This is a genomic window from Xanthomonas campestris pv. badrii, assembly GCF_012848175.1.
Lineage (GTDB): Bacteria > Pseudomonadota > Gammaproteobacteria > Xanthomonadales > Xanthomonadaceae > Xanthomonas > Xanthomonas campestris_C.
The window spans coordinates 1,023,681-1,037,959 of record NZ_CP051651.1; the positions used below are offsets into that span (position 1 = coordinate 1,023,681).

The following is a 14,279-nucleotide window of genomic DNA, read 5'->3' on the forward strand; positions in this document are numbered from 1 at the left end:
TGGCTGTGCTCGATACAACGTTGCATCACTGCGCGCTGTCACCCCGCGCATCGACAGCCAAACCGCATGACTGCCGGCATCCACGCCCTGGATTGTGACAATCCCGTCAAGTTCGCTCATGGCCACGCTCATCGCCCGGCGGGGCGCGCGATACCGCCGCCAGCGCAAAACCGCACGCGTAGGTGAACATATCCCGCCACCGGTCACTGGCAGCAAAGCGGTCTGTGCTACACCATGCAGGTCCGCGCGGCCGCGCTGGCTTGTCTTTCACCCACGAGGCGATCATGAAGTTGGAGGCGTTGTTCGACCAGTTGCACACCTTGCCCACCGTGCCCAAGGTGGCGCAGGACCTGATCCGTCAGTTCGACGATCCGGACACCAATATCGATACGCTGGCGCACACCATCGAGCGCGATCCGGTGATCGCCGCCAAGGTGCTGCGGCTGGCCAATTCGGCGCGCTTCCATGGCCTGCGCGATTCCACCAGCGTGGAAGATGCCGCCATGCGCCTGGGCTTCAATGCGCTGCGCACGCTGGTGCTGGCCTCGGCGATGACCGGCGCCTTCCGTGCCGGCCCGGGCTTCGACCTCAAGGCGTTCTGGCGCCACAGTTTCGAGGTGGCCGGCATCTGCCGCCTGCTGGCGCGCCAGCATGGGCTGGACCCGGAGACCGCCTTCACCTGCGGCATGATGCACAACATCGGCGAGCTGTTGATCCAGTCCGGCGCTCCGGATTACGCCAGCCGCATCAATCACGAAACCTCGTCCGCCGGGCATGCGGCCGAAGAGACCCTGCAGCTGGGCTTCGGCTATCCGGAGGTAGGTGCCGAGCTGGCGCGCCGCTGGCAGTTGCCCGCCGTCATCCAGGACGCCATTGCCTACCAGGTGCGCCCCGCGGCTGCGCCCGACGGCGCGCGGATGCCGTTGCTGGTCGCCCAGGCGGTGCAGGTCTCCGACGCGCTGCACGCCCACGGCGGTGCCACCCCGGCGGCGCTGGAAGCGGTGCGCGGGCCGTTGATGGATGGCGTGGATCTGGATGCCTTGTTCGCGGCGCTGCCGGAGGTGATCGAAGCCGATCGCGCGTTTGCCGAGTTGCTGCACTGACAGCACTTGCCGCTGCGTCACTCCAGACGCAGCGGCTCGAACGCGCAGCCTTCAACAGGTCGCGTTTCTTGCCCCGGGTACAGGCAGTCACGCCGCGTCGCAGCTGGACTCGCATCGGCGTAGGCGCTAGCGTGGTGCGGATTTTTTGCCTACAGGGGAATGCCCAATGAGCCACGACGCGCAACCGCGCCAGCTCACCTTCCGCGCCGTTGTGCTGGCCATCGTGCTGGCGGTGGTGCTTTCGGCTGCCAACGCCTACCTCGGCCTGTTCGCAGGCCTGACCATCGCCACCGCCATTCCGGCGGCGGTGGTGTCGATGGGCGTGCTGCGCCTGCTCGGCGGCGGCACCATCCTGGAGAACAACATCGTCCAGACCGGCGCTTCGGCCGGGTCGTCGATCGCCGCCGGGGTGATCTTCACCATCCCCGCGCTGGTGATCATGGGCTACTGGCCGGACTTCAAATACTGGTGGGTGCTGGGCATTGCCGGCATGGGCGGGCTGCTGGGCGTGCTGTTCTCGGTGCCGCTGCGGCGCTCGATGATCGTCGAAGACCCGCTGCCGTTCCCCGAGGGCAAGGCGGCGGCCGAGGTGCTCAAGGCCGGTGAAAATCCCGGCCCGGGCCTGAAGATCCTGGCGGTGTCCGGCGCCATCGGCGCGCTGGTCAAACTGGGTGCGGCCAGCGGCCTGCGCGTGATCCCCGATACCTGGGCGCAGGCCACCTACCTGGGCAGCAGCCGCCTGGTGGGGTATATCGGCACCAACCTGTCGCCGGCGCTGCTGGGCGTGGGCTATATCGTCGGCTTGAACGTCGGCATCGTGGTGCTGTCCGGCTCGATCCTGTCCTGGCATATCGCCACTCCGCTCTACCAGCAGTTCTTCATGGGCAGCGATCCGGCACTGGCGCAGAGCCTGGCTGGTGCGCCGGCGGCCGATGCCGCGTTCGGCATCTGGGGCGCGAAGATCCGCTACCTGGGCGTGGGCGCGATGTTGATCGGTGGTGTGTGGACGCTGTTCTCGCTGCGCAAGTCGCTGTTTTCTGGGGTCAAGAGCGGCTTTGCCGCCGCGCGCAAGAGCGGTGGCGGCGTGGTGGCCGACACCGAACGCGACCTGCCGATGAAGTGGATGCTGGTGGCACTGGTGCTGTGCACCTTGCCGCTGCTGGGGCTGTATCAGGCCATCGTGCAGCAGTGGCATGTGTCGATCCCGATGACCATCATCATGATCGTGGCCGGCTTCCTGTTCGTGTCGGTGTCGGGCTATCTGGCCGGGTTGATTGGCTCGTCGAACAACCCGGTCTCCGGCATCACCATTTCCACCATCCTGTTCGCCTCGGCGGTGCTGGTGCTGCTGCTGGGCAAGAGCGGGCTGGTGCCGGTGGGCATCGGTGCCGCGCCGCTGGGCGCGGTGGCCGCGATCATGATCGGCGCGGTGGTGTGCTGCGCGGCGGCGGTGGGCGGCGACAACCTGCAGGATCTCAAGGCCGGCTATCTGGTCGGTGCCACGCCGTGGAAACAGCAGCTGATGCTGGGCATCGGCGCATTCTCGTGCGCATTGATCATGGCGCCCGTGCTGAACCTGCTGGCGCAGGCCTACGGCATCGGCCCGGCCACGCCGCAACATCCCAATTCGCTGGGCGCGCCGCAGGCCACCTTGATGGCGTCGGTGGCCAAGGGCCTGTTCGGCGGCCAGCTGCCGTGGAGCATGATCGCCATCGGTGCGGTGGTGGGTGCAGCCATCATCGCCCTGGACGAATGGTTGAAAGCCACCGGCAAGCGTTTCCGCGTGCCGGTGCTGGCCGCGGCGATCGGTATCTATCTGCCGCTGGAACTGATGGTGCCGATCTTCCTGGGTGGGCTGATCGCGCATCTGGTCGAGCGCTTCCACAACATCGGCGCCGACGACGAAGACGGCCGCGATCGCGTGCATCGCCCGGGCGTGTTGTTCGCCGCCGGCCTGATCACCGGCGAGGCGCTGATGGGCATCGCCATTGCGGTGCCGATCGTGCTGTCCAGCCGCGCCGATGTGCTGGCGTTGTCGGCCACGCTGCAGCTCAACCAATGGTTTGGCCTGGCGATTCTCGCCCTGGTCGGCTGGCTGCTATACCGCGTGGGCAAGCGCGGCGAACAGGCCGCCTGAGCCTGCGACGGACACGGCGCATGCGATGCATGCGCCGTCCTGGCAGGCGCGCAAGGCGGCCTGCTCGCAGCGCATGCCGCTGCCATTTGCAACATCACGACGCATCGTCATCGCAGATCCACCGATTGCCCCTGACTGCGTTCTTGGTCTGCAGGCGTCTTTGCGCCGGCTTTATGCCAGATCCAGGATTCGTGCATAGCGCCTTTATGCCGCCGCTGCGTATCGTGCCGTCTCCCGCACGGATGAGGCGTGACAGTTGCCGCATGCCTCGATCGACCCTGCTGATACCCGCGCCGTAGGCCATCGCGCCGCTGCCGCAGCCGACAAAAACGTTAGCCCAATCACACTGCGTTTCTTTCAAGGCGCGGTTGCGGTCACTTTTTTGTCATGCGAGCTCGACAGTTCGATAGGATCAACCGGACGCTGCCATTGCGGCGTCGTGCAGTCGATCCGCCTCTCCACGTGCATCCCCACCCACTTACTGCTGGTTTGTCGCGTCATCGGCCCAGCACTCTGCCATGGAGTTACTGCAATGCTGACTGTTATCCACCGTTCCTCCTTCCGCGCACCGCGCCTGCCTTTGCTGGCCATCGCCATGGCCGGCGTGCTGTGCGGCCTGGCCACTCAAGCGCAGGCGCAAGACGCCACCGAAGCGGCGCTGTGCACCGACCGGCCGACCAAGGCCAATTCCACCTGTACCGTGCCGACCGGCGCGTGGCAGCTTGAAACCGACATCGGGAGCTACACCCGCGACAGCCAGCCCGGCACACGCACCGAAACCTCGGTGTTCACCAATCCCACGCTCAAGGTCGGCGTCAGCGACCGCATCGACCTGCAGCTCAACTGGGCGCCGCAGCTGCAGGTCAAGACCACCGATCGCACCACCGGCGCACGCAGCAGCCTGAGCGGCGGTGGCGACATCTATCTGCGCATGAAGGCGCGCTTCTACGAAAGCGATACCGCCACTGTCGCGGTGCTGCCATTCGTCAAGGCGCCCACCGCACGCACCGGGTTGGGCAATGACGAATGGGAAGGAGGCGTCGCATTGCCGATTAATTTCGCCTTGCCCAACAGCTTCTCGTTGACCTTCGGCCCGGAGGTCGATTGGTTGGCCGACAGCGATGGCAGCGGCAAGCACATCGCGGTGATCAATGCGATCAACCTGGCCCGCCCGCTGACGTCGAAGCTGTCGATGGCAGTGGAGGTGTGGTCCTCGATCAACCGCGACCCTGCCGACACCATCGAGCAGTATTCGGCCGACATCGCCGCTGCGTATCTGATCAACCCGCTGTTGCAGCTGGACGTGGGCGCCAACTTCGGCCTCAACGAGCGCACTCCGGATGCGCAGGTGTATGTGGGTATGTCGCACCGCTTCTGATGCGCTGCCGCCCGTGCCGCCCATGGGCGGCATGGGTAAGGCGCGCGACGGCGTGCCGCACCATTTCACTCCGCATGACCTCCTGCCTTTGCGCGTGCGCCGCAGCAACGCCTACCATCGACGTTTTGCCGTTGCCGGAGATGTCGATGAAGCTGCGTCACGCCGTATTGCCCCTGTGTTTGCTGGCCGCCTTGCCAAGCCTCGCCGCCGCGCGCGGTTTCGATGTGCGCGACATGGTGGCGCTGGACCGGGTGTCCTCGCCCACGCTCAGCCCGGATGGCAGCGTGGTGCTGTTCGCCAAGCGCCAGGCCAAGACCGCCAATGGCAAGCCGGCCACCAGCCTGTGGGTACGCAATCTGCGCACCCGCGATCTGGCGCCGCCCAAGCGGCTCACGCCCGATGGCTGGAACGTCAACAGCCCGGCGCTGTCGCCGGATGGCAAGACCGTGTACTTCCTCAGCAGCAAGTCCGGCAGCCAGCAGCTGTACGCGCAGCCGCTGGCCGGCGGCACCCCGCAACAGCTCACTGCCTTTGCCGTGGATGTGGACAGCTACAAGCTCTCCCCTGACGGCAAGCGCATCGCCTTCAGTGCGGGCGTGTTCCAGGACTGCGGTTCGGACCTGGGCTGCACCAAGAAGAAGCTGGGCGAGCGCAAGAACCGCAAGGCCAGCGGTGTGGTCTACGACCAGCTGTTCGTGCGCCATTGGGATACCTGGAACGATGGTCGTCGCAATACCTTGTTCGTGGCCGACCTGCCAGCGGCAGGCGCCAAGGCGGTGGTCGGTGCGTCGGCCATCAGCGCCACGCTTGCCGGCGATGCGCCGTCCAAGCCGTTCGGTGGCAACGACGACTACACCTGGTCGCCCGATGGCAGCACCGTAGTGGCCAGCGTGCGCATCCCGCAGCCGCATGGCCCGGAAGCGGGCAAGAACGCCAAGGCCGGCGCCAAGCCCACCGGCAACGACGAGCCCTGGCAGACCAACTTCGACCTGTATCGCCTGGATGCCAGCGGCAAGTCCGCACCGGTGAATCTGACCGCATCCAACCCGGCCTGGGACGCCGGCCCGGTGTTCAGTGCCGATGGCAAGACGCTGTACTACCGCGCCATGAAGCGTCCCGGCTTCGAGGCCGACCGTTTCGGCTTGATGGCGATGGACGTGGCCAGCGGCAAGACGCGCGAGATTGCGCCCAAGTGGGATCGCTCGGCCGGCGAGATCGTCTTGAGCGACGATGGCAGCAGCCTCTACACCAGTGCCGACGACCTCGGCGAGCATCCGTTGTTCAAGATCGACATCGCCAGCGGCGAAGCGACCAAAGTGGTGGGCGAGGGCAGCGTGCATGCACCGACCCTGGCCGGCGCCACGCTGGCGTTCACCCGCAACTCGCTCAAGAGCGGTGACCAGATCGTTGTCAGCGACGTGCAGGGCCAGAATCTGCGTGCCATCACCCAGACTGCGGGCGAGCAGCTGCCGGACGTGCAGTTCGGCGACTACGAGCAGTTCCAGTTCAAGGGCTGGAACAACGACACCGTGCACGGCTACGTGGTCAAGCCGTACAACTACCAGGAAGGCAAGACCTACCCGGTGGCGTTCCTGATCCATGGCGGCCCGCAGGGCAGCTTCGGCAACGGCTGGAGCAACCGCTGGAATCCGCAGACCTACGCCGGCCAGGGCTATGCGGTAGTGATGATCGACTTCCACGGCTCCACCGGTTACGGCCAGGAGTTCACCGATGCGATCAGCCAGCATTGGGGCGACCGCCCGCTGGAAGACCTGCAGAAGGGCTGGACCGCCGCGCAGAAGCAGTACGGCTTCCTCAACGGCGACAAGGCCTGCGCGCTGGGCGCCAGCTACGGCGGCTACATGGTTTATTGGATGGCCGGCAACTGGAATCAGCCGTGGAAGTGCCTGGTCGACCACGACGGCGTGTTCGACAACCGCACCATGGGCTACGCCACCGAGGAGCTGTGGTTCAGCGAATGGGAAAACGGCGGCACGCCGTGGCAGAACCCGGCCGGCTACGAGAAGTTCAACCCGGTGCTGCACGTGGACCAGTGGAAGGTGCCGATGCTGGTGATCCACGGCCAGCAGGATTTCCGCATTCCGGTCGAACAGGGCCTGGCCGCGTTCACCGCGCTGCAGCGCAAGGGCATCGAATCGAAGTTCCTGTACTTCCCGGACGAGAATCACTGGGTGCTCAAGCCGGACAACAGCATCCTGTGGCACGACACCGTCAATGGCTGGTTGAAGCAGCATATCGGCCAGTAAGCTGTGCCATCCCGGCATGTCGCGCAGTGCGGCGTGCCGGGATGATGGTCAACTGTTGCGGGCAATGGAATTGATCTGCGGCGACGTTTCAATGAGCTCGCGACACCGCGCGCTACCTTCCGGATCGGGCCGCGCCGTTGGCTGCCGCATCAGGTGCAAGCAACGCAGCGTCGCTCTTCTCTGTATGGCGTGCAGGCGCAGCGCCTGCTCCCCGCATGCCGTACACAAAGCACTTGATGATGAGCTCGCTTGCCGTAGATCGGCGACGCAAGGCAGCTGATCGACGGCTAGGTCATTTCCCGTACGTCATGTAGACGTGTCAAAATAGCGCTTCCTTAACTTTCTCAATCCCTGCCAGGATCGCAAGGATGTCGCGCATGCGCACGTTTGCCCGCCCCGCCATATTGGCGCTCGCCTTGATGTCCAGCCCTGCCTGGAGCGCCGTACCGCGGCCTGCAGCGGTCGCCGCTGCACACGCGCAGGTCAACGCAACGCCCGCGGCCGGCACGACGAACGATGCGGCCAGCAGCGAGCTGCTGGTGCCGTTGCCGGCAACGCTGAAGTCGGGAATGAGCTACCGCGCGTTCTCGCAGGCGATCGCCGAGCAGGGCTGGCAGCCGGTCGATCCGCTGGCTGCCGACAGCTGCATGGCGGCAGGCGATTGCGAAATCGAATTCGTTGCACCCACCGCCGCCGCGCGTCTGCGTGTGCAGGTGGGGTCGCGGTCCGGCGCGGCGGTCGTGCAGGGCTGGACGGCGCGGCGCACGCCGGCCGATCGCATGGGCGCCACCAGTGCTTCGCTGGACAGCGCCAAGGCCGGCCCCGCTGCAGCCACGGCCACCGTGGCCGAAGATCCGCGCTAGGCGCCTGCAGGCCGCGCGGTCTGTGCGGCGTATCATGAAGCCACGCGCTGATGGTGTTCGCAGGGATTGCGGCCTCGCCGTCCGAGCGACGCGCCTTTCCTGGTCACGAGCCCACCACCCTGCATGAAGAGCATCGATCCTGCCGATCTGGAAGCGTTGTTCGATGCCGTGCCGGACGTGCTGTTCTTCGTCAAGGATCGCGAGGGCCGCTACACCCACGTCAACCAGACCATGCTGCGGCGGCTGGGGCTGAAATCGCGCAAGGACCTGATCGGCAAGCGTGTTGCCGAGGTCTACCCGAGTGGGCTTGGCGCCAACTATGCCAATCAGGACGAACAGGTGCTGGCCGGCGCGGTGATCGACAACCTGCTGGAACTGCATCTGTTCGCCAATCGCGAGCCGGGGTGGTGCCTCACCTGCAAGCGCCCATTGCTGGTGGAGGGCAAGGTGCAGGGCATCATCGGCATCTCGCGCGACCTGGGCCCGCAGGACGGGCACGAATCGCAGTACGAGAAACTGCGCCTGGCGCTGGCCTACCTCAACGCCAACTACGCGCAGAACGTGCGCATGCAGGCGTTGGTGGAGATCACCGGGTTTTCGATGTCCAAGCTGCAGCGTTCGTTCCGCAAGGTGTTCCAACTCACTCCGCAGCAGGTGCTGGCCAAGTTGCGTCTGCAGATGGCCATGCATCTGCTGCACGGCGACAAGAGCCTGACCGAGATCGGCCACGCCTGCGGCTTCAGCGATCAGAGCGCGTTTGCGCGGCAATTCAAGCTGGCAGTGGGCATGACGCCGCGCGAGTATCGCGCGTTGGCGAACGCTGCGCAGTTCCCTGGCGAAAAAATGGCTGAAAGCGGCTGAAAAGATGTAGTCAAAGGCTTGGGTAGTCGAGGGTGCAGCGTCCTCACCACTTGCGGGACACGCCGTGAATCCGTCCATGGAGGCTCGGTGGCGGCATCCATGCCGCCACACGGTCCCGCAAGCGGCGAGGACACCGCACCAGGACGTTGGTCGGTCGCTTGGTAAAAAAGCCGGCAGTCTCGTGCGACGCGTTGGCGTGCTGGTCCGAGTCGCGGAGCGATGCCTAGCCAATCAGACGTACGTCCGGCATGGCTTGCAGCTTTGGACACCGACTATCGCCATTGGTCCTTGCCCGCCCACCGTCGCGGGACCTTTGGCGGCATGGATGCCGCCAAAGAGCTTACATGGACGTACTTGCAGCGTGTCCCGCGATGGTGGGCGGGCAAGGGCCCTGCAGCCTAATCGCAGATATCCGCTCCACAACTGATCTCTCCGCGCGCGCCATGCAATCACTCCACGGCGAGCAGGATTTCCGAGTCATGGCGGCATCTCAATCGCGCTCGAACGCTGAGCGAGTCGTGCGCGCTGTGTCCTCGCCAACACAGGATGTTGATAAGGAGCCAATGAAACGCAATGGGCGCGAAACGACATGACAGTCGCTCGCGCCCAAGTTTGCAGCACTTTTGCCGATGTGGTTACGCCAGCATGCGCACCTTCGGCTCGCGTGCCCACTGACGCGTCTTCGCGGCGGCGATGAATGCCTTGGTATCAGCGGCCGGAACGATGCCTGCATCCTTGCCGACATTGCCTGCCTTGAGCAGCAGCTGCGCACCTTCGTCGAAGGCAATGGCTTTCAGATGCGCCCAGGCGTTGCTGACGAAATCCAGCGCGGCCGATTCATTGGTCAGCAGTTTCGCCGCTTCCGAGGACAACAGCACCGCTACTGCATCGAACACGATCGACGGCGTACCGGCCAACTGTCCGTCGGCGGCCAGCTGCTTGCCGTCGCTGAGCTTGGCACCGCCGAGCTTGGGCGCCACGATCTTGACCGTGGCACCTGCGGACTCGGCCGCCTTGCGCACGGCCTTGATGGCGGCGGCATCGGAACCGTCGTGGATCAGGATGCCCACGGTACGGCCCTGCAAGGTGTCCTTCATCTTGCCGATCAGCTGCAGGGCCGGCGACAACGGCATGTCGGTAGGCGCAACCGCGGCAGGCGGGGCAGGCGGCAGGCGGATCATGCCCATGCCGTCGGCCACACGCTTGGCCAGGCTTTCATCGATATGCCGCAGGTGACCGACGATGGCCTCACGCACATGCGCGGTTTCCACCTTTGACAGCTCGAACACCAGGGCCGAAGCGATATGGGCCTGTTCCGGTGCAGTCTGGCTGCGGAAGAACAGCCGCGCCTGGCTGTAATGGTCGGCAAAGCTTTCCGCACGCACGCGGCCCTTCGCGCCATCCTCTGCGGGCGTGGCGTGGCTGGGGAAGCCGCGCAGCGCCTCGCGCGGCGCATCTGCCTGCAACGAGCTCGGTTCGTAGGCCACGCGACCCTTCGGTACGCCCATCTGCATATGTCCATCGCGCTGGTTGTTGGCGAATGGGCACTTGGGCGCGTTGATCGGAATCTGGTGGAAGTTCGGCCCACCCAGGCGGCTCAGCTGCGTATCCAGGTACGAGAACAGACGGCCTTGCAGCAACGGGTCGTTGCTGAAGTCGATACCGGGCACGATATTGGCCGGGCAGTACGCGACCTGTTCGGTCTCCGCAAAGAAATTGTCCGGCCAGCGGTCCAGCACCATGCGCCCGACGATCTGCAGCGGCACCAGTTCTTCCGGGATGACCTTGGTGGAATCCAGATGATCGAACGGGAAGGCATCGGCCTGCGCTTCGGTGAACAGCTGCACGCCCAATTCCCATTCCGGGAAGTCGCCGTTCTGGATGGCTTCGAAAAGGTCGCGGCGCTGGAAGTCCGGGTCGGCGCCGGCGATCTTGACCGCCTCGTCCCAGATGGTCGATTGCAGGCCAAGCTTGGGACGCCAATGGAATTTGACGAACGTGCTTTCGCCCTTCTCGTTGAGGAAGCGGAAGCTGTGGATGCCGAAGCCTTCGATCATGCGCAGCGAACGCGGAATGGTGCGGTCGCTCATCGCCCACATGATCATGTGCATGGATTCGGGCGACAGCGAAATGAAGTCCCAGAACGTGTCGTGCGCGCTGGCTGCCTGCGGGAAGCCGCGATCCGGTTCCATCTTCACTGCATGGATCAGATCCGGGAACTTCATCGCGTCCTGGATGAAGAACACCGGGATGTTGTTGCCCACCAGATCCCAGTTGCCTTCCTTGGTGTAGAACTTCACCGCAAAGCCGCGCACATCGCGTGGCGTATCCACCGAGCCGGCGCCGCCTGCCACGGTAGAAAAGCGCGTGAACAACGGCGTCTTCTCGCCCACTTCGGTGAAGATCTTGGCGGTGGTGTACTGGCTCAACGACTTGGTCAACTCGAAGTAGCCATGTGCGGCACTGCCGCGCGCATGCACGATGCGCTCGGGGATACGTTCGTGGTCGAAATGGGTGATCTTCTCGCGCAGGATGAAATCTTCCAGCAACGTCGGCCCGCGCGGAGTGGCGCGCAGCGAGTTCTGGTTGTCGCCAACGGGGATGCCCTGGTTGGTGGTCAGCTGCGGATGCGTACCGCCGGCCTTCTGGTGCAGTTCGTCGCCGGTGCCGCGCACATCATGCGCAGTTGCGGAATCGTCGACAGCAGGGGGCTGTGCGGATTTGGGGGACTTGGCCATGGGGACTCCACGTTGGCGGGCTTGAGAGGCGAGCTATTTCGGCGAGCGTGGGAGTACCGCCGTTAATTGCGCGTGTCTGCATGCGAACGAATACTCACATGCGTTCGATTCAGCGGCGCAAAGCGTGCGCTACCGCGCGTTGGATGACCGGCAGACCATCACACAGTTGCCAACGAGATAGCAGCACATCGTGGAATACGGCACGAACGATTTACAATAAATCCAGCGCCTGCTTGCGCGTAGGAGGAGGAAAGGCGCGATCCAGTTCTTCAAGATCCTGCGCCTCCAGATGCAGGCTGCAGGCCGCCGCATTCGCACGCACATGCGCGGGCGTTCCGGACTCCGGGATGGCGATCACCTTGCCGCTGCGGATTGCCCAGGTCAGTGCGACGGCGGTCGCGGCTACACCGCGCCGCTTGCCGATGGCGTGCAGCACCGGATGATCCAGCAAGGCACGGCTGCCCAGTGGCGAATACGCCATCACGGTCACCGCCTGCTCGGCGCACCATGGCAACAGGTCGAATTCGATCCCGCGGCTGCCGGCGTGATACAGCACCTGGTTGACCAGGCAACGCTGCCCACCATCGATGGCCCAGAGGTCTTCCATGTCGTCGACGTCGAAATTCGACACGCCCCAGTCGCGGATCTTGCCAGCGTCGCGCAGCGCCTCGAAGGCGTCCACCACCTCGGTCAAGTCACTGCCACCGCGCCAGTGCAACAGGTAAAGATCCAGGCTGCGCACGCCCAGGCGTTGCAGGCTGGCCTCGCAGGCCCGCGCGATACCACGTGCGCTGGCGTTGCTCGGCAGCACCTTGGACACCAGGTACGGCGGCTGCGCGGTATCGATGACCTGGCCAATCAATTGCTCGGAGCGGCCATTGCCATACATCTCGGCGGTATCGATCAGGCGCATGCCCAGTTGCTGGCCGGCCTGCAAGGCGTCGATCTCCTGCTGCGGCGGATGCCGGCCCTGGCCCAGATTCCAGGAACCCAGGCCCAGTGCCGGAGCCTGCCGCCCGTTGCGTAGCTGCACGGTGGGGCAGGGGGATGACGTAGCGGTGGTCATGGAAGGCTCCTGTAACGGTGAATGCGATGCACCAATGACAGCCCGGATGCGACACGGACCGAACCGTGCGAACTTCCTGGCGGCACGGACAACATTGCCCATGGCGTGTTACGTGCGGCTGATCCTGGTGCGAAAGTCACGGCAGTGCCGGTGGGCGCGCGTCGGCGTGCGCATCCCAGAACGCACAGCGATGACGTTGCACGAAATCCGTGGCTGGCCCGATTCCTTGCGGCGACAGCAGCAACGGGGCATCGCCATCGAAGCGCGGCCACGGCGGACGACCATCGCCATTAGGCTCGCCAGTACGCGCGAACGCACCCCAATAGTCCTGCAGGGTCGTGGAGAACGTCTGCTGCGCGGCAGTGAACCGCGGGCGGCCGCTCAGCACCCACGGGCGCTGGAACAGGTACACCAGCTCGGAGGCGTGATACGCGCCCAGCGGCGGCGAGAACGGCACGCGGAGCAGGCCGTAGGGCGCCTGTGGATCATCGAACTCGTAGGCGTACACCGGCGCCTGCGTGCGCAATGCCCGCCCCAGCCGGCGGGTGGGGCAGGCAAAGCTGCCATCGGTGACGATGTCGGCATACGCATTCCAGCGCGACTGCGCGGCGATGTCCGCGTACTGCGCCATCACGTGGTTGGCCTCAGGGTGCATGCGCTCCACGCGGGAGGCGTAGCCGCTGCGCAGAGTGAGCCCGCCAACATAGGACAGCAGCTGCGCAAACAGCCGCCCTTCATCGCGATTGGTGCCGATCATGACCGGCACCTGCACCTGTTGCGCGCTGGCGATGGCGGCAGCAGGCGGCACAGGCAGCACGTCGCCACCGCTGATCGGTGCCCAGGAATCGCGGCCGGTCAGGCCGCGCCGCTGCGGCTTGGCATCGGCCAGGGCGTCGGCCGGGAGCGCGCGCAGGCATGCCGCCGCATCCGCATCGCTGGCGCATCCCAGCGCTTGCGCCATGCGTGTGCCGCCGTCTTCGGCCGCGTTGCGCGCGATGCTGGAATCGGCAGACAGGCAGCTGCCGCTTTGCAGGATGGCGCGCTGGAACAGGCCCTTTGCCCCTGGCGACACCAGCTGGTAACAGATGCTCCAGGCCCCGGCCGACTCGCCGAACACGGTGACGTTGTGCGCATCGCCACCGAAGGCACCGATATTGCGCTGCACCCAGCGCAGGGCCGCCTGCTGATCGAGCAGGGCGTAGGCGCCTTCGCCTTCGCCACGCAGCGCCGGGTGCGCAAGGAACCCGAATACGCCCAGCCGGTAGTTGGGCGCCACCACGATCACATCCTGGCGCGCGGCCAATGCGCTCAGGTCGTAATCGACATTGCTGCCCAACTGCAGCGCGCCGCCATAGATCCACACCATCACCGCGCGCGGATGCGCGGGCGCAGGGCCGGGCGGAGCATAGAGATTGAGCGTGAGGCAGTCCTCGGAGACATGCTTGTGCCCGAAGCCATAGCGCGGCAGGCAGGCGGGACCGGCCTGCGTGGCATCGCGCACCCGCGTCCATGCCGCCACCGGCTGCGGCGCGCGGAAGCGCAGCGCGCCCACCGGCGGCGCCGCAAACGGCACGCCGAGAAACGCACGCCCCTGCGCGCTGGCCACGCCGCGCACCGGCCCGGTGTCGGTCTGCACCACCACCGCCTGCGCATCGCGCGCCTCCACCAGCGCCGGGACCTCGCCGGGACGACGCGGCGTGCAGCCGCTCACCATGCAGGCGGCCAGCAGCCCAGCGACGAGATGTTTCAGTTCAAGCATGTGCCAGGCTCTGCCAGTACGGTAAGGACGTCCGCCATCATCCCGGCTGCACGTGTAGGCCAGGCAAATGACCCTCTCAGCTGGCGCGCCATGAAAAAACCCAGCCG

9 protein-coding genes are annotated in these 14,279 nt (G+C 65.6%); 6 read left to right on the forward strand and 3 right to left on the reverse strand.

Annotated elements, in window-relative coordinates; genetic code table 11:
* The first annotated feature begins 284 nt into the window (after window positions 1–284).
* The 6 genes from HG421_RS04430 to HG421_RS04455 all read left to right on the forward strand — a co-directional run bounded on the left by HG421_RS04430 (window position 285) and on the right by HG421_RS04455 (window position 8,609).
* Complete coding sequence (locus HG421_RS04430; RefSeq protein ID WP_169705379.1) at window positions 285–1,103, forward strand: HDOD domain-containing protein; 819 nt, start codon at window positions 285–287, stop codon at window positions 1,101–1,103.
* Window positions 1,104–1,269: 166 nt separating this feature from the next.
* Window positions 1,270–3,240 (forward strand): OPT family oligopeptide transporter, encoded by a 1,971-nt coding sequence (locus HG421_RS04435; RefSeq protein ID WP_169705380.1) that lies wholly within the window; start codon window positions 1,270–1,272, stop codon window positions 3,238–3,240.
* A 532-nt stretch (window positions 3,241–3,772) separates the two neighbouring features.
* A complete protein-coding gene (locus HG421_RS04440) occupies window positions 3,773–4,618 on the forward strand; it encodes a transporter (protein ID WP_169705381.1) in 846 nt (281 codons plus the stop codon).
* Window positions 4,619–4,764: 146 nt separating this feature from the next.
* Window positions 4,765–6,885 carry an alpha/beta hydrolase family protein gene (locus HG421_RS04445; protein ID WP_169705382.1) on the forward strand — a complete coding sequence of 707 codons (2,121 nt, stop codon included), beginning with the start codon at window positions 4,765–4,767 and terminating at the stop codon, window positions 6,883–6,885.
* Window positions 6,886–7,262: 377 nt separating this feature from the next.
* The gene (locus tag HG421_RS04450; RefSeq protein WP_169705383.1) at window positions 7,263–7,748 is read left to right on the forward strand and encodes a hypothetical protein; all 486 of its coding nucleotides are present in this window, start codon (window positions 7,263–7,265) and stop codon (window positions 7,746–7,748) included.
* 123 nt (window positions 7,749–7,871) lie between these two features.
* Window positions 7,872–8,609 (forward strand): AraC family transcriptional regulator, encoded by a 738-nt coding sequence (locus HG421_RS04455; protein WP_169705384.1) that lies wholly within the window; start codon window positions 7,872–7,874, stop codon window positions 8,607–8,609.
* Window positions 8,610–9,244: 635 nt separating this feature from the next.
* Here HG421_RS04455 and HG421_RS04460 read toward each other — a convergent pair.
* The 3 genes from HG421_RS04460 to HG421_RS04470 all read right to left on the reverse strand — a co-directional run bounded on the left by HG421_RS04460 (window position 9,245) and on the right by HG421_RS04470 (window position 14,172).
* A complete protein-coding gene (locus HG421_RS04460; RefSeq protein WP_169705385.1) occupies window positions 9,245–11,347 on the reverse strand; it encodes a catalase in 2,103 nt (700 codons plus the stop codon).
* Window positions 11,348–11,558: 211 nt separating this feature from the next.
* On the reverse strand, window positions 11,559–12,413 hold the full coding sequence (locus HG421_RS04465; RefSeq protein ID WP_169705386.1) for an aldo/keto reductase: 855 nt from the start codon (window positions 12,411–12,413) through the stop codon (window positions 11,559–11,561).
* 136 nt (window positions 12,414–12,549) lie between these two features.
* A complete protein-coding gene (locus HG421_RS04470; protein WP_169705387.1) occupies window positions 12,550–14,172 on the reverse strand; it encodes a carboxylesterase/lipase family protein in 1,623 nt (540 codons plus the stop codon).
* Window positions 14,173–14,279: the final 107 nt, after the last annotated feature.

Coding starts and splice junctions, on each gene's coding strand:
- HG421_RS04430 (WP_169705379.1), top strand. CDS start 285: ATGAAGTTGGAGGCGTTGTTCGACCAGTTGCACACCTTGCCCACCGTG.
- HG421_RS04435 (WP_169705380.1), top strand. CDS start 1,270: ATGAGCCACGACGCGCAACCGCGCCAGCTCACCTTCCGCGCCGTTGTG.
- HG421_RS04440 (WP_169705381.1), top strand. CDS start 3,773: ATGCTGACTGTTATCCACCGTTCCTCCTTCCGCGCACCGCGCCTGCCT.
- HG421_RS04445 (WP_169705382.1), top strand. CDS start 4,765: ATGAAGCTGCGTCACGCCGTATTGCCCCTGTGTTTGCTGGCCGCCTTG.
- HG421_RS04450 (WP_169705383.1), top strand. CDS start 7,263: ATGCGCACGTTTGCCCGCCCCGCCATATTGGCGCTCGCCTTGATGTCC.
- HG421_RS04455 (WP_169705384.1), top strand. CDS start 7,872: ATGAAGAGCATCGATCCTGCCGATCTGGAAGCGTTGTTCGATGCCGTG.
- HG421_RS04460 (WP_169705385.1), bottom strand. CDS start 11,347: ATGGCCAAGTCCCCCAAATCCGCACAGCCCCCTGCTGTCGACGATTCC.
- HG421_RS04465 (WP_169705386.1), bottom strand. CDS start 12,413: ATGACCACCGCTACGTCATCCCCCTGCCCCACCGTGCAGCTACGCAAC.
- HG421_RS04470 (WP_169705387.1), bottom strand. CDS start 14,172: ATGCTTGAACTGAAACATCTCGTCGCTGGGCTGCTGGCCGCCTGCATG.